Below are 20,409 nucleotides of genomic sequence, written 5' to 3'. Positions count from 1 at the left end.
CCTTGACATGGCGGCGGTTCAGCCGGCCTGGCAGATCGCGCCACGGAGCATGGCCACGGTTGTCGCCGCCGCTCTGCGCTCCGTGTCGTCCTCTGTCGTACGCACCCGTTCCTCCAGGAGCACCACGGCTGCCTGGAGCACGCCGATGCGTACCGGAACGCTCTGCATCCCGGCCAGCACGGCGGCCGCCTGCTCCGCCGGAGTGACGGTCTCGGCCTGCGGAATGAGGGTCGTGATGCCGCGCCCGAGCGCGCGGTCTCGTGGTGGTTGAGCCGCTGTTGTGGTCACCGAAGAAGTCTGCCGCACCGGGCCTGCGGATCGGGTCAGCGACTTGGCGCCACGTCGCTCGCGGGTGCGTGCGACCGGCCGGAGCGGGAGCCGATGTACCGGGCCGCCCGTGGGCGTGATCCGACGGCCACGATGGCCGGTATTCACTTGTCCGGCGGACGCGGACGCGCCTGCGGCGGCGCGGCTCCCGATCGCCGGGCCGATCGGCCGGGCGCCCTTAGGGCCGGGCCCAGTTGCGCATCGCGGTGCGCGAAGCGAACGCGGCCACGTCCTTGTCGAGCGGGTTGTCGGTGTACTGGTGGATGCGCCAGGTCGCCTTGATGCGTGGTTTGCCCGCGGTCACATAGTCGGCGATCCACAGGCCGTCACCGGCGTACGACGTGGTGTCGTAATTCAGCCAGAAGTGCCGGTTGCAGTACAGCAGAACCCTGTGGTCCGGCCGGAGGCGCTTGACCTCGCGGATGAAGCGGTCCTTCTCGGCGTTGGTCGCGTGCGTTCCGTCGCCGGTCACCTCCCAGTCGACGGCCAGCAGGTCGCCAACCTTCTCCGGGGCCTTGATCACGAAGTACTCCGCCTGCGCCGTGAGATTGCCCGGCCACAGGAAGTGATAGAAGCCGACCACGCATGAGGCGTCCCTCGCCCGCTTGACCTGCGAGGCCAGATGCGGATTGACGTACGAACGGCCCTCGGTGGCCTTGATGAAAACGAAGTCCAGTCCATCCGTGTCGAAGGACGACTGATACGAGCTGACATCGACGCCATGCAGCATGGGTTCCGCCTTCAAGTGAGCTCTTTGGTTCCGTTTCTCGTTCTGTACGTGCCCGCAGCCGCCGGTTCTCACCCGTCCGGCCCACCGGGCGAAATGTCTTCCGGCCACCCGGAATAGGTACCGGCGCCATGGAGTTGGTGAAGCGGCAAGACCGCATTGCACACCGCACGCACCATCGGAAGGTCGGATCCATGAAGATCGGAGTCATCGGAGCGGGCAACATCGGCGGCAACCTCACCAGGCGCTTCACCGCGCTGGGCCACGAGGTGTCCATCGCCAACTCCCGCGGCCCGCACACGCTCACCGCACTTGCCGAGGAGACCGGAGCCACGCCGGTCACCGCGGCGGAGGCGGCACAGGACGCCCGTGTCGTGGTCATCACCATTCCGGTGAAGGCAGTCCCGAACCTGCCCGCCGGATTCCTGAACGGGGCCGCGGAAGACGTCGTGGTCATCGACACCGGCAACTACTACCCGCAGCAGCGCGACGGCCGTGTCGCCGCCATCGAGGACGGGCTGCCGGAGAGCAGGTGGACCGAGGAACAGATCGGGCACCCGGTGATCAAGGCGTTCAACGGGACCTACGCGGATGACATCCTCTCCAAGGCTCTCCCGAAGGACAGCCCCGCCCGTCAGGCCCTGCCGGTCGCCGGTGACGACGCGGCCGCCAAGCAGACCGTGCGCGACCTCATAGACGAGCTGGGCTTCGACACAGTGGATGCGGGCAGTCTGGACGAGTCCTGGCGCCAGCAGCCGGGCACTCCCGTCTACGGCAACCGGGGCACTGCCGAGACCATCGCGAAGGCGCTCGCCGAGGCCTCCCCAGAACGTACGGCCGAGTGGCGCGCCTGACGGGGCGAGCCCCCGTCCACACGCGTGCCCCCGGTCGGCAGGGCGGGGCGGGCACCAAGGCCGTATTCGCCGGCGCCCACCGCCTCTGCCTCCGATTCCGCTCGTAGCGCGCCGCCCGAATCCGGCGCGGGCCGACAGCACGTGCAACGCTTTCGGTGCGATGACTTCGCCGAAGTCGCACGCGAACGTGCCCCCGGCGCAGGGGCGTTGTCCGACGGCTGACCGACCCGGCGCCCACCGTCCGGGCATTGCCCGGTCCCTGGCCCCCTCGCGTCTACCGCCCGTCGTCCGGGGCGGCCGGCAGGCTGTCCATGAACGAACTGACGGAGAACACGGCGCGCCCGGGTCCGGGCGGACCGTACCCGGGCGGCGAGGTGAGCCCGTACTCCTCCATCGTCGAGCGGTAGGCGTCCAACAATCTGATGTGGTACTCCAGTGGTGCCCCGTCCGGGTTGGTCTTCCCGAGCGGCGTGGTGGGTTCCGGGCACCAGGTGGTGAACCGCGGGGTGATGCCGTGCGACATGAAGAACCGCAGACCCTCGGTGGTCGAGGCGATGGCCTCGTCGACCGTCGTGAAGCCGAACGGCTCGGCCATCTCCACGCCCGCCACGAAGTTGGGAATGACGTTCCGGGCACCGAAGACCTCGGCGGAGTCCAGAATGCGGCGGTGCCATTCGTCACGGCCGACGTAGCGTTCCTTGCCGGGGCAGTACAGTTCGAACAGTCGGCGGTCCCACACCTCGTAGTTGGGGTGGTAGATCTGGACGCCGTAGTCGTGGAAGCGCTGGACGTCCTCCTTCGGCAGGGCCTGCGCGACAACCTTGCCGATCCAGCGGCCGGGGAAGGCGTCCTCGATGGCCTTGGCGTACTGCCCGTAGAAGTCGGCTTCGTCGCGGCCGCCGATGTGGGATGTGATGGCGCCACCGGTGAGGGTGTAGGCGGTGGACGTCTTCGCAGTGTCGTACCGGTCGATGATGGCGAGCGCTTCCAGCACTTCCTCGACGGGCTTCACACCGGTGTACGGGCGTCCCGCCGCCTTGTGCTGGCGCCAGTTGTGGTTGATGTCGCAGTACTGGCACTCCTCCTTCGCGCCGAAGTACTGGCAGACTCGGAAGACCGTCAGATAGACGAGGTAGCCCCACTGGATGGTGGGCGCGACCTCCATCACCGACTTGCCGTTGGCGAGCGTGTGCCGGTAGTAGTCCGGCATCGGCGGCAGGCCAACGTCCGAGATCCGGCTTCCGTCCAGGTACAGCCCCAGGGCGCCGTCCTTGTCGGCCGCGACACGGTACGGCGACGCCGGGTTCACTCGTACCGACACGACCGTGCGGCGCAGCTCGTACGGGCCTCCGGTGAGCACGATCTCCTCCGGTGGACGACGCAGGGCGGCCGCGCCCAACTCGGGCAGGGTGCCGTGGTCGAAGGAGAAGATGAAGTATGACTTCGGCTTGACGTCACCGTCCTCGTTGTCACTGAGCGCGGACTCGTCGAACGCCACGCCGCCGCGCAGCAGGTCCTCCTTGACGACGGCTTCCCGCGGCACGTGCGGGAACCATTCCATGAGCTGCTCGATCAGGCGGGTACGGCTCGCGTCGGTGCGGCTGGGGTCGCCGGGGTCGCTGCGGCCGGTGTCGGTGCGGCTGGGCATGTGCGGGGCTCCTCGGTCCGGGCGTCGAAGGTTCTTGCGGTACGCCACACTGTGCAACGAGCCACGGACGTCAACCGTTCGCGACGCCGTCCGGGGGGGGCAGGTGCCGTCGGTCACTTGTCCCAGTGCGTGGGGTGACTGAGCGACGGCGGGAGCTTCGTGGCAGCGTCGCCCCGCGCCGCGTTTATCTGTGCCTGTGTGAGAAACAGACTCCCGGTCAGGTCGGCTCCCGACAGTTCGGCATCCCGGAAATCTGCGCCGATGAGGTCGGCCAGACGCAGGTCGGCGCCGGTGAGGTCGGCGGCGATGAGATAAGCGCCGCGCAGGTCGGCCCCCTGCAGGTCGGCGCCCTTGAGCTGGGCGCCCATGAGGTCGGCGCCGCGGTGGTTCCGCTTCTTCTTGCGGGGGGCGCCGGCCCGTACGAGTTCGCTGGTCCGCAGCAGCAGCGCGGCGACGTCGTCCCTGTGTCCGGCGACATCGAGGTCGGCGAACGCATCGGGGGCGACGTGCGTGAGACGTTCGGTCGTGTCGAGGGCGCGTCGTATCTCGCCGTGGAGGGGGCGGGCCGCGTGCAGTGTCAGGGCTTCGGTGAGGTACCAGAGCAGTTCGTGGAGCTGTCGCATGACCGGGAACACCTGGAACATCTGCTGGGCGGTCTGCGGGGCCCGCCGCCAGTCCTGTCCGTCGAACGTCTCCTGGGAGACCTTCTGGCCGGCGCCGAAGCAGTCGTACACCGTGCAGCCGGGGAAGCCCTGGCTCCGCAGTTCGGTGTGAATACCGCAGCGGAAGTCGTCCTGCAGATTGTGGCAGGGCTGCCCGGCGTCCTTGTTGACCGCGAAGTCCGCCGACCGGGTCAGGGTCAGCGCGACGCAGCACAGCCCGAAGCAGTTCGCGCAGTCGGCCCGCAGGGCGGCACGGTCGTCGCCGCGCAGCTCGGTGCGGTCGGTGGTGCGGTCGGCGCCGGAGCCTCGGGCGTTGTCGGACACGGTGCGTTGGATCCTCTGGTGTACGGAGTGCCTGGACGGTCGAGCCTACCGAGGTCCCCAGACCGAGGCGCACGCGGATGGACAGCCTCACTTCACGGGTGCCCGGGCCCCCTCCCGGCGCAGGCCGGCAGCGGTGCGCGCGATGATGGAGGCTTGCATCGTTGTAGGAGGTGGCCACCGACGTGGCGAACACACCAGTCGACAGCATCCCGGCCCGGCGGGTGCTCACCGATCCGGCCGGACTCGCCCGGTATCAGCACGACGAGGCCGAGTGGGCCCCGTACGGAACACCCATCGCGGTCGTGCGTCCGCAGAGCACCGAAGAGGTACGGGATGTGGTACGGCACTGTCTGACGCATCGCATCCCGGTGGTGCCGCGCGGTGCGGGCACCGGTCTGTCCGGCGGCGCGAACGCTGTCGCTGGGGCGATCGTGCTGTCCTTCGAGGACATGAACCGGATCGTGCACATCGACGCCGCGGAGCGGCTGGCCGTCGTCCAGCCCGGTGTGGTCAATGACGACCTGCGGGCGGCCTGCGCGGAGCTCGGGCTCTGGTATCCGCCGGATCCCGCAAGCTCGCCCTGGTCGACGATCGGCGGGAATGTCGCGACGAACGCCGGGGGGATGTGCTGCGTCAAGTACGGCGTGACGCGTGACTATGTGCTCGGCCTCGAAGTGGTCAACGGACTCGGCGAGGTGGTGTCGCTGGGCCGCCGTACCGCGAAGGGCGTCGCCGGGTACGACCTCGCGGGGCTGATGGTCGGCTCCGAGGGCACGCTCGGTGTGATCACGGAGATCACGGTGCGGCTGCGTCCGGCGCGGCCGCAAGAGCGGACCGTGGCCGGATACTTCGCTTCGGTGGTCGCCGCGGGTGAGGCGGTGACCGCTGTGACCGCGTCGGGCGTGATCCCGTCGGCGCTCGAACTGGTCGACCGTCACTGCCTCGCCGCCGTCGACGCCTGGATGAAGATGGGGCTGTCCGCCGACGCGGATGTGGTGCTGCTCGGCCGGGTCGACACCCCAGGCGCCGAGGGCGACGCCGAGGCCGACCTGGTCCGGGACTGCTTCGAGCGGGCGGGCGCCACATGGGCTGTGGTCTCCACGGATCAGCAAGAAGCGGACGCGCTGTTCCAGGCGCGACGGCTGGCCTATCCGGCGCTGGAGCGGCTCGGTCCGGTGCTCACCGAGGATGTCTGCGTGCCACGGACCGCGGTGCCGGAAATGTTGGCCCGGATCGAGAGGACCTCGGCCCGGCACGACATTCTGGTGGCCAATATCGCGCATGCCGGTGACGGCAATCTGCACCCGCTGATCATCACGCCGCCCGGTGACGAGGCTGCGCGTGCGCGCGCCCAGTTGGCCTTCGAGGACATCCTCGACGATGCGATCGCCCTCGGTGGAACGGTCACGGGCGAGCACGGGGTGGGACTGCTGAAGATGCGCGGTATGGACAAGGAGCTGGGGCCCGCGGTGCTCGGGATGCATCACGCGGTGAAGGCGGCCCTGGACCCGCACGGAATCCTGAATCCCGGAAAGGTGCTCGGCTCGGGGCCCGCCTCAGCGGTGTAGCGGCCGGTGGGCCGGTTGGGCGCGGTCCGCTGTCAGTGGGGCGACGCAAACTGGCAGGAGTACGTACGGGTGAAGGGGACGCGGATGAGCGGCGGGAACGGCCATGACACCGGGTTCGAACCGGCCACCGGGGACGGCCCGTTGCCCCCGGGTCCTGCGGAGAAGCGTGCCGCGTCGGTACGGACGGCGTTCGAGGGGCTGCTGCAGATCCGGCGGCTGACCAACACCGGCCGACAGGACCCGGAGGGCGTGCCGGCGGAGTGGGAGCTCCGTCAAGCGGTACGGGCGGTGTCCCTGGCGCTGGAGGCGGACGGCCGCCTTCCGTCGGCCGTCGACGCGTCCGGGCAGCGGGTCGCCTCCGGGTATCGCGTGCAGGAGGGCGAGGCGCCCGGCAGCGTACGGGTGGAGTGGCTCGGTCCGCCGGGCAGCGGCGCCGCGCACGAGGAAGAGGCCGAGCTGACCCGGTGTGCGGCCGCGCTGGGACGGCTGGGCTGGACGGCGCTGCTGTACCGGGGGCCGCGGCGCCGCAGGTTCCTGGAGGTCGAGCGATGAGGTGGCGTTCAAGTCCTGAACGCGTCGGTGGTGCGGTCCGTCAACAGAAGGTCCGTACCAGCTCCTTGACGCCCTCTCGTGCCAACACTTAAATCAAGAAATGAATTAAGCGTCGGGGCCGAACGTCACCCGGGCGCCGGTTCAGCGTGCGATCTGTCATGAGCATGCCCCCACCATGAAGTGATGTGATGACTGTGCGAACCCCCAGACGGCGTCGGACGGCGCTGTACCTCGTTGCCCTGCTGTGCTGTTCCGGCGCGGTGACCGCCGCTCCCGCGGGCGCCGCCCCGGTGCCCGAACCGCGTGTCGCCGCCGCTGCCGCCGCGACAACGTTCTCCGACGACTTCAACGGTCCGGCCGGATCGGCGGTCGACGGCAGCAAGTGGCAGATCGAGACCGGCGACAACGTCAACAACCACGAGCGGCAGTACTACACCGCGGGCAACAGCAACGCCGCCCTCGACGGCCAGGGCAATCTCGTCATCACCGCCCGCAAGGACAACCCCGGCAACTACCAGTGCTGGTACGGCCGGTGCGAGTACACCTCGGCCCGGCTGAACACGGCCGGCAAGTTCACCTCGACGTACGGGCACGTCGAGACCAGGATGAAGATCCCGCGCGGTCAGGGCATGTGGCCGGCGTTCTGGATGCTCGGCGACGACCTCGGCAGCGTCGGCTGGCCCAACAGCGGCGAGATCGACATCATGGAGAACGTCGGCTTCGAGCCAGGCACGGTCCACGGCACCATCCACGGTCCCGGGTACTCCGGCTCCGGCGGCATCGGGGCCGGCTACTCCCTTCCCGGCAGCCAGGCGTTCGCCGACGCGTTCCACACCTTCGCGGTGGACTGGGCCCCCGACTCCATCACCTGGTCCGTGGACGGCAATGTCTACCAGCGACGTACGCCCGCCGACCTCGGCGGCAAGAGCTGGGTGTTCAACAAGCCGTTCTTCATCATCATGAACCTCGCGGTCGGCGGCTACTGGCCCGGCGACCCCGACGGCAGCACCGCCTTCCCGCAACAGCTCGTCGTCGACTACGTGCACGTCACCACCAGTGACAGCGGCTCCGGCGGCACGGGCGGCACCATCACGGGGCTGGGCGGCAAGTGCGTCGACGTGGCAGGCGCCTCCGCCACCAACGGAACAGCAGTCCAGCTCTACGACTGCAACGGAACCGCCGCCCAGAAGTGGACCGTCGGCACCGACGGTACGATCCGCGCGCTCGGCAAGTGCCTCGACGTCAAGGACAACAGCACGGCCGACGGCGCCCAGCTCCAGCTCTGGGACTGCACCGGCGGAGCCAATCAGCGGTGGGGGGTGTCCGGCGCCCGGGACATCGTCAATGTCCAGGCCAACAAGTGCATGGATGCCACCGGGAACTCCTCCGCCAACGGCACCCGGCTCCAGATCTGGACCTGCGCCGGAACCGCCAACCAGAAGTGGACGGTGAACGCCGCATGAGCCCCTCCCCCGGCTCGCGCCGCCGCCTCGGCCCGCTCGCCCTCCCGGCAGCACTCCTCCTGGCCGCCGGGGCCTCGCTCGTCACCCTGCCCGCCACGGCCAGTGCCGCGGCCACCGCCACCGGCGCGATCACAGGGCTGGGCGGCAAGTGCGTCGACGTGGCAGGCGCCTCCGCCGCCAACGGAACAGCAGTCCAGCTCTACGACTGCAACGGAACCACAGCCCAGCAGTGGACCGTCGGCACCGACGGTACGATCCGCGCGCTCGGCAAGTGCCTCGACGCCAAGGACAACGGCACCGCCAACGGCACACAGCTGCAACTGTGGGACTGCAGCGGCGGAGCCAACCAGAAATGGTCCGTCTCCGCGGCCCACGACATCGTGAACACCCAGGCCGACAAGTGCATGGACGCCACCGGCAACTCCTCCGCCAACGGCACCCGGCTCCAGATCTGGACCTGCGCCGGAACCGCCAACCAGAAGTGGACCGCACCCTCCGACGGCGGCACCCCCACGCCCGGTGGAACGATGGCCGTGGCGCCCTATCTGTACAACGGCTGGGGCAGCCCGCCCAGCCCGACGACCGTCATGAACGCAACCGGCGTGAAGTGGTTCACCCTGGCGTTCGTGCTCAGCAACGGCTACTGCAACCCGCAGTGGGACGGCGGGCGACCCCTGACGGGCGGCGTCGACCAGCAGACCATCAACACCGTGCGCGGCGCCGGCGGGGACGTCATCCCGTCCTTCGGCGGCTGGAGCGGGAACAAGCTGGAGAGCTCCTGCTCCAGCGCGGGTGAGCTCGCCGCCGCGTATCAGAAGGTCATCAACGCGTACGGTCTCAAGGCGATCGACATCGACATCGAGGCGGACGCCTACAGCAACGCCACGGTCCAGCAACGCACGGTCGACGCACTGAAGACCATCAAGGCCAACAACCCGGGCATCAAGGTGTACGTCACCTTCGGCACCGGCCAGAGCGGCCCCGACACCAGTCTGATCAACAGGGCCGCCTCCGCGGGGCTGACCGTCGACAGCTGGACGATCATGCCGTTCGACTTCGGCGGCGCCGGACAGAACATGGGCACGCTCACCACACGTGCCGCCGAGGGCCTGAAGAACGCGGTCAAGAGCGCGTACGGATACAGCGACGACCAGACCTACCGGTCGATCGGCATCTCGTCGATGAACGGCATCACCGATGACAACGAGACGGTGACGGTCGACGACTTCCGCACCATCCTCGCCTACGCCCAGCAGCACCACCTGGCGCGGCTCACCTTCTGGTCGGTGAACCGTGACCGGCCCTGCACAGGCGGCGGAGCCGACACCTGTTCCGGCGTGAGCCAGCAGGCGTGGGACTACACGCGGGTGTTCGCCCAGTACACGGGATGACGTGACGGGAAGCGCAGGGGGCTGCCGGCTGGTCGCCCGCTGCGCTTCCAAGGCGACGCGGACCGTCCGCCGGGCGCCGGTGTGAACCACCGGGCCGGCGGGCGGTTCCGCGACCCCCCGCAACGTGGCCGCAACTGGTGGCCGCCCTGGCCGCCCCGCCGAATTCCCGTCGCTGCCAGGCCCGTCAGGGCCTACGCTCCCCGCATGTCACACGCGAAGACCTCGTACGTCTGTCTGCCCTGCCGGGCCTCGTACAAGCAGCGCTGCACGGGAGACCACGACCGAATCTGCCCGCGCTGCACGCAGCCGTTGATCCACGTCGGCTCGGCCTTCGCCACACCGCGGCGCCGGGACACGGATGCCTGGCGCACGCTCTCGGTCCTGTTGCATGCGGGCATCCGCTTCCACAAGAGCTGCTGCGGCGGTCCCGGCTACCGTCCGCGCACCATGAGCGAGGTGCGCGAGCGGATGGCGTACGCGCGCACCACCGGGGAACCGTTCGCCCGAGCGCTGGTGCGTCGCAGCCTGCCCTAGCGTGCCCATGCGATCGGCCGGGCCGGCCATCGGATAGGCCAGGTGCCGGATAATCCATCACGGACCGAATCGCGATTACCCTGGGCGGCATGACTGCCATGGCACCCGCCCGGACCGAACCGGACCTCTCCTTCCTGCTGGATCACACCAGTCACGTTCTGCGGACCCAGATGGCGGCAGCGCTCGCCGAGATCGGGCTCACGGCGCGCATGCACTGCGTCCTGGTGCACGCCCTGGAGGAGGAGCGGACCCAGATCCAGCTCGCCGAGATCGGCGACATGGACAAGACCACGATGGTCGTGACGGTCGACGCCCTGGAGAAAGCCGGCCTCGCCGAGCGCCGCCCGTCCAGCAAGGACCGCCGCGCACGGATCATCGCGGTGACCGAGAAGGGTGCGCAGGTCGCCGAAGAGAGCCAGAAGATTGTCGACGGGGTGCACGAGCGGGCGCTCGGCTCCCTCCCCCAGGACGAGCGTGAGGTGCTGCTGCAAGCGATGAAGCGCCTGGTGGACGGCCATCTGGCCACTCCCGCCGAGAGTCCGCAGACGGTGCGTCGCGCTCGCCAGCGCGGGTAGCGGCCGGCAGATCGGCCCGAAACAAATAGTCTGCAACAAAACCATCTGCTAACTTCTCTCTTGTCACCTCATTCGACAGGAGAGACCGCATGTCCGCGCCTTCTGCTCGCCCCGCACCCGCCGCCTCGTCCACGACACCTGCCACCACAACCCGCTCCCGCCGGTTGGCCCTCGGGGTGATCGCCACGGGGATGCTCATGATCATCCTCGATGGCTCCATCGTCACCGTGGCCATGCCGGCCATCCAGAACGACCTGGGGTTCACCCCGGCCGGACTGAGCTGGGTCGTCAACGCCTATCTGATCGCGTTCGGCAGCCTGCTGCTGCTCGCAGGACGGCTCGGCGACCTGCTCGGCCGCAAGCGCATGTTCCTGGCCGGCACCGCGGTGTTCACCCTTGCATCACTGCTGGCGGGCCTCGCCACCACGCCCGCGCTGCTCATCGCCGCCCGATTCCTGCAGGGCATCGGCGGCGCGATGGCGTCCGCCGTCGGCCTGGGCATCCTCGTGACCCTCTTCACCGAGCCCAGGGAACGCGCCCGCGCGATAGCCGTGTTCAGCTTCACCGGTGCGGCCGGTGCGTCGATCGGTCAAGTCCTCGGCGGGGTCCTCACCGACGCCCTCAGCTGGCACTGGATCTTCTTCATCAACCTGCCGATCGGGCTCGCGGCCCTCATCGTCGCCGTGCCCGTGCTTCCCGCCGACCGCGGTCTCGGCCTCCGCGCCGGGGCCGACGTCATCGGGGCGCTCCTCGTCACCGCCGGGCTGATGCTGGCGATCTACACCGTCGTGAAGGTCGAGGAGTACGGCTGGACCTCGGCTCACACGCTCGGTCTGGGGGTGGCGGCCGCCGTCCTGCTCGGCGCGTTCATCGCCCGCCAGGCCGGCGCCGGAACCCCGCTGCTCCCGCTGCGGATCCTGCGGTCGCGCACAGTCGCTGGTGCCAACCTGGTCCAACTCCTCATGGTCGCCGCACTGTTCTCGTTCCAGATTCTGGTCGCCCTCTATCTGCAGAAGGTCCTCGGTTACGGCTCCGCGCGGACCGGACTCGCCATGCTTCCGGCAGCGGCCATCATCGGCGTGGTGTCCCTGGGCGTCTCGGCCCGTCTCAATGCGCGCTTCGGCGAGCGGCGTGTACTGCTGGCCGGACTCGTGCTGCTGGTCGGGGTGCTGGGGCTGCTGGCGCGCGTACCCGTCCATGCCCACTACCTGACCGATCTGCTTCCGGTGATGCTGCTCGCGGCCGGCTTCGGTCTCGCGCTCCCAGCGCTGACCTCGCTCGGCATGTCGGACGCGAAGGACGATGACGCCGGGCTCGCGTCCGGGCTGTTCAACACCACCCAGCAGATCGGCATGGCCGTGGGCATCGCACTGCTGTCCACGCTGGCAGCCTCCCGGACCGACGAGCTGCTCGCGGACGGACAGAGCCGGGCTGCGGCGCTGACGGGCGGCTACCACCTGGCGTTCGTGATCGGCGCCGGCTTCCTCGTCGCCGCTTTCGTCGTCGCGTTCGCGGTACTGCGCCCGCAGCGGCCGAAGCCCGTCGCCGCCCCGGAGGGAAGCGCCGCGACTGTCTGACCTCCCACTCCCCCTCCCCCTCCAATTCCTTTCCTTCACGACCACTGCCGACGAGAGGTCGCCTCATGAACGCGAACACGGAGGAGCCGGCGAACGACGAGCAGCAGCCGGGCGCCGGACCCGCACCCCGCGTACTCACCGATGACGAGCTGTCACGGCTTCTGCGCGATCAGCAGTTCGGAGTGCTCTCCTTCGTCAGGCGCAGCGGCCACCCGCATCTGTCCACGGTGCTGTACGACTGGCATCCCGAGGAGCGCGTGATACGCATCTCTGCCACGGCCGACCGTCTGAAGGTGCGCCGACTGCGAAATGCACCGCGGGCCGCCCTGCATGTACACGGGCCGGACGTCTTCTCGTTCGCCGTCGCCGAGGGCGATGCCGAGATCTCGGAGGTGACCACCGCTCCGGGTGACGCGACCGGCCGTGAACTGCTCGCCATGACACCGGGGTTCGAGGACGTGGCGGAAGAGGCCGCATTCCTGGAACAGGTCGTGGCAGACCGGCGCGTGGTGATCCGCCTTCGGGTCTCCCGTCTTTACGGAACGGCCCTGGACGTCCCCGCAGCGCAGTCCTGAACCACGTTGTCAGACCCATGAGGGATGCTTGATGGTCCGACACCTCTGACCAGGAGATGCTGAAATGCACGACGACGAGCTCGCTGCGGCCCAGGCGTACGTCCGGTTACTGGAAGCGACTCGGGCGGCTCTCGCGGACCAGGACCAGGCGCCGCTGTATCTGTCGCTGCTTGCCTCCCCGATGGCCGAGGCCGACAGTGCGTTGCGGCGTGCGGGGCTCCGCGGCAACGAGGCGAGATTCTTCGATCTCGTACGGTCCCTTCAGCCGAGCATGTCCGGCAGCGGGCACTGACCACCACGACCGGCGGCCAGGCTGGCAGGCAGGCAGGCGGGGACAGTGCCGCGGAAAACGGTTCGTCATTCGATGTCAACGCCCGCACCGTATGCGCGCTGGACGGAGTTCTGACGATGGTCCGCAGCAGCAGGAAGCCACGGGGTCTCGTCGTGGGTGACGAGACGTTTCTCTGGTCGGTCGGTCATCACCGCCACACCGACCGGAGTCGGTACCAGGACTGCCGCGAAGTACTCACCATCCGCCGCTCGGGTGCGCGCGGGCGGCTCCTGGTCGTCTTCCGGGCGGGCCCCGGCCAGCTGGTCCCCGACGGCTTTCTGCCGTCCGGGGCTGTCGGCACCTCAGCAGGCAACTGGTTGAACCTGCACGAGCCGGGCACCGTCAGAGCCCTGCTCGACGAGGCAGTGTCCCCCGGGTGGCACCCGGACAATCCACCGACCGAGCAACTGGACGGCTGGGATCTCTTCGCCCGGGATGTACAGGCGCGGAAGAGAAGCTCGGCGAGTTCTGCGCCCGGCGGCCGCTGCTGAAGCGCGAGGTGCCGCCCAGGCTTGTGGCCAATGCGGTGGTCGCACCGACCTGAGGAGACCTCACGCACAACACCGGTCTGCACATGTGGATACGATCCGGCTGCGTCGAACGCTGGCCGAAGTGCCGCTGCCGCGGGCCGCTGATGGCCGGCTGGTCCGGGCCATCGACGTCACCGGCTGGCTGCGGGCACACGCCCACACCTCACTCCAGCGGATCCTGTGCCACACCTACGGGCGAGGGAAGCATGAGCACGTCCCTGTCCCCGGCTGGCCGTACTCGATCGTCTGCGCGCTCGGGCCCGGCCGCAGCTCGTGGCCCGCACCGCTGGACGCACTGCGTCTGACGTCGGGGGATGAAGCCGCCACCGTCACCGCCCAGGCTGCGGGACCTGCAGCCCTACACCTGGGGCACCCCGGACACCGAAACCGTCACCGACACACGCCTCTACGACACCGCCACCGCCCGTCCCTGGGACCGCCTGATGACGGTTCCACGAGTCGGGCCTACGGTGCGATCGACACTGACCGGCATTCCGTCCGATTGGATGTGAACGCGGACGTGAGGAGAATGAAGAGGCTGCTGCGGTTACAGAGTCCCGGTTGCGACCGTTGTCTGCGTATGGAATTTTGGCATATTTGCGCTGTGATAGCCGGCGTACCCTCAGATAGCAAAAGGTCAGCTGACGCTCCGCCGCCTACTGGCTCGGAACGAGGCATCCAGGCATCTGGTTTGTCGGGTTGCCGATCTCGGTGGTCCACTCGATGATGGTGCCTGTCGCGGGCCGTCCTGTGAGCACCTCTTCTTTGTGGCGTACGTGTGCGGCTATCGATGTCACGCCGTAGCCATGGGGAGCTTTCCGGTGCCCTTGGGCGGGACACAGGTCTTTCGGTGGCAGAGGTCTTCCAATGCTGCGAAGAACTTCTGCTCTGCATTCTTGAGCCCTGAATGACAGCTCTGGCGCACTGGCGCAGGGGCGAAGGAGGATTCCTTGCTCAGCGCGTTCGTCCAGGTGTTCAGAACCCCTGACCTGCGTAAGAAGTTGTTCTTTACGCTCGGCATCATCGTGCTCTACCGCCTGGGGTCGCATGTTCCGATCCCGGGGGTGAGCTATGAGAATGTCCAGACATGTTTGGATGCGGCATCTGACAGTGGCGGCCTGCTGGGTCTGGTGAATCTTTTCAGTGGTGGGGCTCTGCTGCAGATCACGGTGTTCGCGCTGGGCATCCTGCCGTACATCACGGCGAGCATCATTCTTCAGCTGCTGACGGTGGTCATCCCGAGGCTGGAGGCGCTGAAGAAGGAGGGCGCGGCCGGACAGGGGAAGATCACCCAGTACACCCGCTATCTGACGGTGGCCCTTGCTGTCCTGCAGGGCACAGGCCTGGTGGCGACCGCCCGCAGTGGCGCGTTGTTCCCCAACTGCCAAGCCGCCGCGGGCATCGTGCCGGATGATTCCATCTTCACGACGGTGGTGATGGTGCTCACGATCACCGCGGGGACAGCCTGCGTGATGTGGCTCGGCGAGCTGATCACCGAACGCGGCATCGGCAACGGAATGTCAATGCTTATCTTCATCTCCATTGCCTCCACATTCCCGGGAGCCTTGTGGGCCGTGAAGCAGGAGGGCAAGATCGCCGATGGGTGGTTCAGCTTCGGCTGTGTCATTCTCGTCGGGTTCGCCATGGTGGCCCTGGTCGTCTTCGTGGAACAGGCACAGCGCCGTATCCCGGTGCAGTACGCGAAGCGGATGATCGGCCGTAAGTCGTACGGCGGAACGGCGACCTACATCCCGCTGAAGGTCAACCAGGCCGGTGTGGTCCCAGTCATCTTTGCTTCATCGCTCCTCTACCTTCCTGCGCTGATCGCACAGTTCTCCCACTCGAACGCGGGATGGGCAACGTGGATCACACGCAACTTTGTCCGAGGCGACCACCCCTTCTACGTGGCCACGTACTTCCTGCTGATCGTGTTCTTCGCGTTCTTCTATGTTTCGATCACGTTCAATCCGGAGGAAGTGGCGGGGAACATCAAGCAGGCCGGCGGGTTCATCCCGGGGATTCGGGCCGGCCGGCCCACGGCCGAGTACCTGGGCTACGTCCTCAACAGACTTACCTGGCCGGGATCGCTGTATTTGGGGTTGATCGCGCTGGTGCCGACAGTGGCGTTCGCGAGCTTCGGCGGCGCCAACCAGCTCACCGGTACGAGCATCCTGATCATCGTGAGCGTCGGGATGGAGACGGTCAAGCAGATCAACAGCCAGATCGAGCAGCAGAGCTACGAAGGCTTCCTCCGATGATGCCTCCGTGGATGCTGCGATGCGGCATCCATCCCTGCAGCCTGAGGGCTGTCCCGTAAATGATCTCCGAGTCGCCTCGAGCATGCTCGGTCTTCGTGTTGCCGCTCGCTCGCCTATCGGCGAGGGCGAGGTTGTGCATACGGGCGATGCCGAGCATGGCGTGGTGGAAGCGCTCGCCTGTCAGGCGACAGTCGCGGAGGATCTTCCACGTCTTCATCCGTGCGGGTCTCCTGCGGCATCCGCCACCCCAGATCCACAAACCCCGCATCGGATACCGTCAGACCATCAGCGCCACGTGCGGCGCATCGAATAGCCCCGGACGTAGGCCCCGGCGGCCGCCAAATGTCGGCCCTCAGCCCGTTCTGCCGCGCAAGCCTGCCCCTGTGGGGCTCGAAAAGTGATCGCTGCAGCTCAAGCCGCGTATCGGTACTCGTTGATGACCCCGCCGAGGACGGGTGCGCAGGAGCCTGCGGGGCACGCGATCGTGCAACACCGCTGGCTGTTCCGGGGCTTCGGGTGGTCGTTGGTCTCGTGATCGGTGTGGCCGGTGGCAGTTGTAGTGCTCCTGATACTCGGCGAGGACCTGTCGAGCGTGGGCCTCGTTCATGATCAGGATATGGTCGAGGGCCTCGCGCCGGATCGTGCCGATTACTCGCTCGCAGTGGGCATTCATGCGCGGCGCCCGAGGTGCGCTGAGCAGCACCTCGGTGCCCTCGGCTTCGAAGACGGCGTCGAAGGCGTCGGTGTACTTGCTGTCGCGGTCGCGAAGAACGAAGCGCAGCGACTCGACGCGGGTGCCGAGGTCGGCGGCGAGATTGCGGGCCTGCTGGGTCGCCCACTGCCCGGTGGGGTGGGCGGTGACGCCGGTGAGGTGGAGCCTGCGGGTGCCGTGCTCAAGGAACGCCAGCGCGTACAGCCGCCTGCCGGTCACGGTGTCCACGTGGAAGAAGTCCGCCGCGATGATCCCCTCGGCTTGGGTGGAGAGGAACTCGCGCCAGCTCGGGCCGGTACGGCGCGGGGCCGGGCCGATGCCGGCCGCGTGCAGGATCTCCCACACCGTGGACGGCGCGATTGGATGCCCCAGCCAGGCCAGTTCACCCTGGATCCGCCGGTGGCCCCATCGCGGGTTCTCCTGCGCCAGACGCAGAACCAGCTTCTTGAGCGCGGCGGCCGTGGGAGGGCGCCCGGTGCGTCGGCGTCTGTCGGAGTAGTCCCACTTGCCGACGATCAGCCCGCGGTGCCAGGCCAGCAGCGTCCCCGGCGTGACCGGGAAGACACCGCTCCAGCGGCGGCGCGGTATCAGCGACGACAACGCGGCCAGCCAGAACCGGTCTGCGGGCTCGTAGCGGACCGGACCGCTGAGCTGTCGTCGCAGCACCGCGTTCTCGTGCCGCAGCACCAGCAGTTCGGCGTCCTTGACCGTGTCCCGGCGCAGCAGCACCGCAGGCACGGACAGCAACGCCCGGGTGGCCCGGTACAGGATCGAGATGATCACGGGGTGCAGCATCCCAGCCACCACCGAGGGCCTTGCACGGGGGCTCCCACCAGCAGCGATGACTTTGCGAGCCCCACAGCCGGTCGTCCGGTGTGGTTGGATCTTGCTGTGTCCGAGCTGGAGTCGATGACTCGTGACGAGCTGGTCGTGCTCGCACGTGGTCAGGCAGCCCGGCTCGATGAGCAGGCAGTGGTGATCGCCCGTCGGGATGCGCAGATCGCCGTCATGGCCACGCAACTCGCGGACCTGATGGACAAGTTCGAGCAGCAGGCCCAGGAACTGGCGAGGCTCCAGCATCTGCACTCGCGCAACAGCTCCAACTCCTCGATGCTGCCCTCGAAGGACGACGGCCCCGGGAATACCCCGCCACGCAAGGAGCGCCGGGCCAAGCCGGGTGGCCGCAGCAGGGGCAAGCAGAAGGGCGCGCCCGGCACCGCGCTGCGCTGGCACGAGGACGACGCGGTCGACGATCGGCTCGACCGCTTCCCCCAGGGGGCATGCGCCTGCTGAGTCTATTCTGCGGGTTCAGCTGTCACCTCCAGGTTGAACAGGTAGCCGACGGTCTCCTGCTCGATCTGCCGGGTCAGCTCGGTGAACTGCCGTGCAGCCTCAAGCTGGTAGCGGGCCAGGGGGTCGCTGCCGGTCAGGGAGTACAGGGCGGTGTCGGCACTCATGTCGGCGAGCGCCTGGAGGTGTTCCGGCCAGCACCTGTCGGTGACTGACGCCTGGACGCGGCGTTCCAGCTCCTCCAGCACTGGAGCGGTGAGCTCGCCCTCCCGCCGTTCGTAGGCGCTCCGCACGTCGGCGCGCACCCTCGCGGTGAGATCGTCGCCCCGCAGCGCGGCCAGGGTCACCGTGCTGATGCTGATGGGGTAGAGGTCGGCGAGGGCCCGGCGCAGTTGCTCGGCACCCTCCGCCCCCGGTTGCGACGCTGCGGTGAGCCGTCCCACTACGTCGTCGATGGCAGTTCGTACCCACTCGCGTACGTTGCCGCCCTCCAGGAGGTTGCGCCGCTGCCGACAGATCCGGTCGAACTGTCCTTGGGCGACGTCGTCGTAGCGCACTGAGGCACTCAACTGCTCCACCTGCATCGCGGTCCGGTTGTCGAGTGCCCTTTCCAACGCATAGTTGGTCAGCCGCGAGTGGTTGTTCGGGTCGCGAGCGATGCTCGCCAGCATCCCTATGTGCTTGGGGCCGACCAGTTTCACCAGTGACTCATCGGTCACTGCGAGATACACCGCCGACTCGCCGGGGTCGCCCCGGCGGCCGGCCCGGCCGCGCATATGCAGTTCGAGCCGCCGGGTCTCGTAGAGGTCCAGGGCCAGGACGAACAGGCCGCCGCTTCGGACGATCGCGTCGTGCTCGGCGGGGTCGTCGCCGCCGAGCCGGATGTCCACACCACGCCCGACCATCCGGGTCACCACGGTGACCGCTCCGACGCGCCCCGCCCGCGCGATGAGCTCCGCTTCCTCGATGTGGTTCTTCGCGCTCACAGCCGTGTGCGGGATGCCTGCGGTGGTGAGCGCGGCGGACACCTGCTCGGACTGGTTGATCGACGCGGTGCCGAGTAGTACCGGCTGTCCGGCGGCGCGGCGCGCAGCCGTCAGCCCGATCGCGGCATCGAGCCGAGCCCGGTCGTCCGGGTAGTACCGGGCCGGCTGGTCGACGCGCCTGACCGGCCTGTGGGTCGGTATCCGGACGGTCTCCAGCCCGTAGACGCGCCGGTAGGCCTCGGCCTCAGTGGCGACACCGGTGATCGCGGTGAGTTGCTCGTAGCCGCGCAGGAACCCATGCAGGGTGACGGTGGCGAGCTTCTCCTCCTCCTGTGGGATCGGGAGTCCCTCCTTGGCGGCGATCGCCTGCATCAACCCGCCGCCGAAGGCACCGTTGGCCGTGATCCGGCCGGTGCGCGTATTGAGGGTTTCGACGGCACCGTTCTCGACCAGGTAGTCCCGGTCGCGCTGGAAGACCTCCTTGGCCCGGAGCACGTTGTCGAGTGTGCGCAGGAGACGGGCGCCCGCTGTCCGGTGGAGGTCAGCCACACCGAGCAGGTCCTCGATCCGCTCGGTTCCCGCTTCGGTCAGGGTGACCAACTTCCGGGCCGGGTCGACGGTGTAGTGCAGGCCGGGACGGAGCCGTTGGACGACGGGCGTCATCTTGGCGTAGGCCGGATCGGTGCCAGCCACGTTGCGCGAGAGCACCGGCGAGGCGCCTGCCTCGTCGAAGAGGAGAAGGTCGGCCTCGTCGACGACGGCCAGGTGCCGGCCGCGCTGCACGGTCTCGTCACTGGACCAGACGCGGGTGTCACGCAGGTAGTCGTAGGCCAGTTCGTACGGCGTCCCGTAGGTGACGTCGGCGGCGTAGGCGGCGCGACGCTCCGCCGGTACGGGATTGCCATGGGCCGGTCGGACGGCGAGTCCGCAGGTCAGCCCGAGCGCCTGGTAGACCGGCTCGGTCAGGGCCGCGTCCCGCTCGGCCAGGTAGTCGTTCGCGGTCATGACGTGGACGCCCCGCCCTGACAGGGCGTGCAGAAACGTCGGAATCGTGATCGTCAGCGTCTTGCCCTCGCCGGTTCTCATCTCCACCATGGAGCCGAGGTGCAGCGCGCTGCCGCCCATGAGCTGCACGTCCTCCAGGCGGAGGCCGAGAACGCAGTGCGCGGTCTCACGGACCACCGCAGCCGCTTCGGGCAGCAGCGCGTCCAACGTGGCCCCGTCGCAGTGGCGTTGGCGCAGCTCGTCGGCAAATGCGCGCAAGCCCTGGTCGGTGTATGCCCGTACCGTGGCCTCCAGGGCGTTCGCCGCAGCGACCACCGTGCGGCTGTGCTCCAGTATCCGCGCGCCTGCTGTCCTGTTCCGACCTGGCCGCAGCCAGCTGATCCCAGCCATTCCGCCCTCGTCACTCCGACCACAGGACACCGACGGTACTCGGGCAACCAATCCGGCGACAGATCCAGTGGGAAACCGGCCTCTGGGGAGGCCCGTAGGTCAGCCCCTACGCGACCAGACGACTTTCCTG

General features: G+C 68.4%; 18 protein-coding genes and 3 pseudogenes. 14 read left to right on the top strand and 7 right to left on the bottom strand.

Annotated features, from left to right (window positions below; all coding sequences use genetic code 11):
- Positions 1–18 precede the first annotated feature (18 nt).
- Positions 19–288: a hypothetical protein gene (locus OHA03_RS42145; protein ID WP_267009222.1), complete on the bottom strand. Its 270-nt coding sequence runs from the start codon at positions 286–288 to the stop codon at positions 19–21.
- 217 nt (positions 289–505) lie between these two features.
- A complete protein-coding gene (locus tag OHA03_RS42140; RefSeq protein WP_267009221.1) occupies positions 506–1,057 on the bottom strand; it encodes a glycoside hydrolase family 25 protein in 552 nt (183 codons plus the stop codon).
- A 128-nt stretch (positions 1,058–1,185) separates the two neighbouring features.
- Here OHA03_RS42140 and OHA03_RS42135 point away from each other — a divergent pair, with 128 nt between their 5' ends.
- Positions 1,186–1,908, top strand: coding sequence for an NADPH-dependent F420 reductase (locus tag OHA03_RS42135; RefSeq protein ID WP_267009220.1), 723 nt, complete (start codon positions 1,186–1,188; stop codon positions 1,906–1,908).
- Positions 1,909–2,182: 274 nt separating this feature from the next.
- Here the strand turns inward: OHA03_RS42135 and OHA03_RS42130 are convergent, their stop codons facing one another.
- Together OHA03_RS42130 and OHA03_RS42125 are read right to left on the bottom strand one after the other, a co-directional pair.
- Complete coding sequence (locus OHA03_RS42130; protein WP_267009219.1) at positions 2,183–3,556, bottom strand: radical SAM protein; 1,374 nt, start codon at positions 3,554–3,556, stop codon at positions 2,183–2,185.
- A gap of 113 nt (positions 3,557–3,669) precedes the next feature.
- On the bottom strand, positions 3,670–4,488 hold the full coding sequence (locus OHA03_RS42125) for a pentapeptide repeat-containing protein (protein ID WP_267009659.1): 819 nt from the start codon (positions 4,486–4,488) through the stop codon (positions 3,670–3,672).
- A 236-nt stretch (positions 4,489–4,724) separates the two neighbouring features.
- Here OHA03_RS42125 and OHA03_RS42120 point away from each other — a divergent pair, with 236 nt between their 5' ends.
- The 12 genes and pseudogenes from OHA03_RS42120 to secY all read left to right on the top strand — a co-directional run bounded on the left by OHA03_RS42120 (position 4,725) and on the right by secY (position 15,896).
- Entirely contained in the window at positions 4,725–6,110 is a 1,386-nt protein-coding gene (locus OHA03_RS42120) for an FAD-binding oxidoreductase (RefSeq protein ID WP_267009218.1), read from the top strand.
- Positions 6,111–6,194: 84 nt separating this feature from the next.
- Complete coding sequence (locus OHA03_RS42115) at positions 6,195–6,662, top strand: hypothetical protein (RefSeq protein WP_267009217.1); 468 nt, start codon at positions 6,195–6,197, stop codon at positions 6,660–6,662.
- A 194-nt stretch (positions 6,663–6,856) separates the two neighbouring features.
- The gene (locus OHA03_RS42110) at positions 6,857–8,125 is read left to right on the top strand and encodes a family 16 glycosylhydrolase (protein ID WP_267009658.1); all 1,269 of its coding nucleotides are present in this window, start codon (positions 6,857–6,859) and stop codon (positions 8,123–8,125) included.
- Positions 8,122–9,516, top strand: coding sequence for an RICIN domain-containing protein (locus OHA03_RS42105; protein ID WP_267009216.1), 1,395 nt, complete (start codon positions 8,122–8,124; stop codon positions 9,514–9,516). Before OHA03_RS42110 ends, OHA03_RS42105 begins: the two co-directional genes overlap by 4 nt.
- A gap of 204 nt (positions 9,517–9,720) precedes the next feature.
- Positions 9,721–10,050, top strand: a complete 330-nt coding sequence (locus OHA03_RS42100) for a deoxyxylulose-5-phosphate synthase (RefSeq protein ID WP_267009215.1) — start codon at positions 9,721–9,723, stop codon at positions 10,048–10,050.
- Positions 10,051–10,139: 89 nt separating this feature from the next.
- Entirely contained in the window at positions 10,140–10,625 is a 486-nt protein-coding gene (locus OHA03_RS42095) for a MarR family winged helix-turn-helix transcriptional regulator (protein WP_267009214.1), read from the top strand.
- A gap of 89 nt (positions 10,626–10,714) precedes the next feature.
- Positions 10,715–12,202 (top strand): MFS transporter, encoded by a 1,488-nt coding sequence (locus OHA03_RS42090; protein WP_267009213.1) that lies wholly within the window; start codon positions 10,715–10,717, stop codon positions 12,200–12,202.
- A 65-nt stretch (positions 12,203–12,267) separates the two neighbouring features.
- Positions 12,268–12,777, top strand: a complete 510-nt coding sequence (locus OHA03_RS42085) for a TIGR03618 family F420-dependent PPOX class oxidoreductase (protein ID WP_267009212.1) — start codon at positions 12,268–12,270, stop codon at positions 12,775–12,777.
- A 64-nt stretch (positions 12,778–12,841) separates the two neighbouring features.
- Entirely contained in the window at positions 12,842–13,069 is a 228-nt protein-coding gene (locus OHA03_RS42080) for a hypothetical protein (RefSeq protein ID WP_267009211.1), read from the top strand.
- 116 nt (positions 13,070–13,185) lie between these two features.
- Entirely contained in the window at positions 13,186–13,599 is a 414-nt protein-coding gene (locus tag OHA03_RS42075) for a hypothetical protein (protein ID WP_267009210.1), read from the top strand.
- 85 nt (positions 13,600–13,684) lie between these two features.
- A pseudogene (locus OHA03_RS42070) lies at positions 13,685–14,138 on the top strand (transposase); the annotation flags it as partial.
- A 450-nt stretch (positions 14,139–14,588) separates the two neighbouring features.
- Positions 14,589–15,896 carry a preprotein translocase subunit SecY gene (gene secY, locus OHA03_RS42065; protein ID WP_267009208.1) on the top strand — a complete coding sequence of 436 codons (1,308 nt, stop codon included), beginning with the start codon at positions 14,589–14,591 and terminating at the stop codon, positions 15,894–15,896.
- 118 nt (positions 15,897–16,014) lie between these two features.
- Here the strand turns inward: secY and OHA03_RS42060 are convergent.
- Both OHA03_RS42060 and OHA03_RS42055 read right to left on the bottom strand, forming a co-directional pair.
- Positions 16,015–16,119 (bottom strand): annotated as a pseudogene (locus OHA03_RS42060) (IS5/IS1182 family transposase); the annotation flags it as partial.
- A gap of 188 nt (positions 16,120–16,307) precedes the next feature.
- A pseudogene (locus OHA03_RS42055) lies at positions 16,308–17,391 on the bottom strand (integrase core domain-containing protein).
- A 108-nt stretch (positions 17,392–17,499) separates the two neighbouring features.
- Here OHA03_RS42055 and OHA03_RS42050 point away from each other — a divergent pair.
- Positions 17,500–17,901 (top strand): DUF6444 domain-containing protein, encoded by a 402-nt coding sequence (locus tag OHA03_RS42050; RefSeq protein ID WP_267009207.1) that lies wholly within the window; start codon positions 17,500–17,502, stop codon positions 17,899–17,901.
- A 2-nt stretch (positions 17,902–17,903) separates the two neighbouring features.
- Here OHA03_RS42050 and OHA03_RS42045 read toward each other — a convergent pair whose 3' ends face one another.
- Positions 17,904–20,279: a preprotein translocase subunit SecA gene (locus OHA03_RS42045; protein WP_267009206.1), complete on the bottom strand. Its 2,376-nt coding sequence runs from the start codon at positions 20,277–20,279 to the stop codon at positions 17,904–17,906.
- Positions 20,280–20,409: the final 130 nt, after the last annotated feature.

Origin of the sequence: Streptomyces sp. NBC_00154 (genome assembly GCF_026342835.1) — a bacterium.
Taxonomy (GTDB): domain Bacteria; phylum Actinomycetota; class Actinomycetes; order Streptomycetales; family Streptomycetaceae; genus Streptomyces.
The sequence above is the reverse complement of the archived record's forward strand: the minus strand, read 5'-3'. Positions and strand labels throughout refer to the sequence as shown.

What these genes read in the sequence shown, in the direction of transcription:
- OHA03_RS42105 (WP_267009216.1), top strand. Translation starts at nt 8,122, where the DNA reads ATGAGCCCCTCCCCCGGCTCGCGCCGCCGCCTCGGCCCGCTCGCCCTC.
- OHA03_RS42140 (WP_267009221.1), bottom strand. Translation starts at nt 1,057, where the DNA reads ATGCTGCATGGCGTCGATGTCAGCTCGTATCAGTCGTCCTTCGACACG.
- OHA03_RS42135 (WP_267009220.1), top strand. Translation starts at nt 1,186, where the DNA reads ATGGAGTTGGTGAAGCGGCAAGACCGCATTGCACACCGCACGCACCAT.
- OHA03_RS42090 (WP_267009213.1), top strand. Translation starts at nt 10,715, where the DNA reads ATGTCCGCGCCTTCTGCTCGCCCCGCACCCGCCGCCTCGTCCACGACA.
- OHA03_RS42100 (WP_267009215.1), top strand. Translation starts at nt 9,721, where the DNA reads ATGTCACACGCGAAGACCTCGTACGTCTGTCTGCCCTGCCGGGCCTCG.
- OHA03_RS42080 (WP_267009211.1), top strand. Translation starts at nt 12,842, where the DNA reads ATGCACGACGACGAGCTCGCTGCGGCCCAGGCGTACGTCCGGTTACTG.
- OHA03_RS42115 (WP_267009217.1), top strand. Translation starts at nt 6,195, where the DNA reads ATGAGCGGCGGGAACGGCCATGACACCGGGTTCGAACCGGCCACCGGG.
- OHA03_RS42075 (WP_267009210.1), top strand. Translation starts at nt 13,186, where the DNA reads ATGGTCCGCAGCAGCAGGAAGCCACGGGGTCTCGTCGTGGGTGACGAG.
- OHA03_RS42095 (WP_267009214.1), top strand. Translation starts at nt 10,140, where the DNA reads ATGACTGCCATGGCACCCGCCCGGACCGAACCGGACCTCTCCTTCCTG.
- OHA03_RS42045 (WP_267009206.1), bottom strand. Translation starts at nt 20,279, where the DNA reads ATGGCTGGGATCAGCTGGCTGCGGCCAGGTCGGAACAGGACAGCAGGC.
- OHA03_RS42130 (WP_267009219.1), bottom strand. Translation starts at nt 3,556, where the DNA reads ATGCCCAGCCGCACCGACACCGGCCGCAGCGACCCCGGCGACCCCAGC.
- OHA03_RS42085 (WP_267009212.1), top strand. Translation starts at nt 12,268, where the DNA reads ATGAACGCGAACACGGAGGAGCCGGCGAACGACGAGCAGCAGCCGGGC.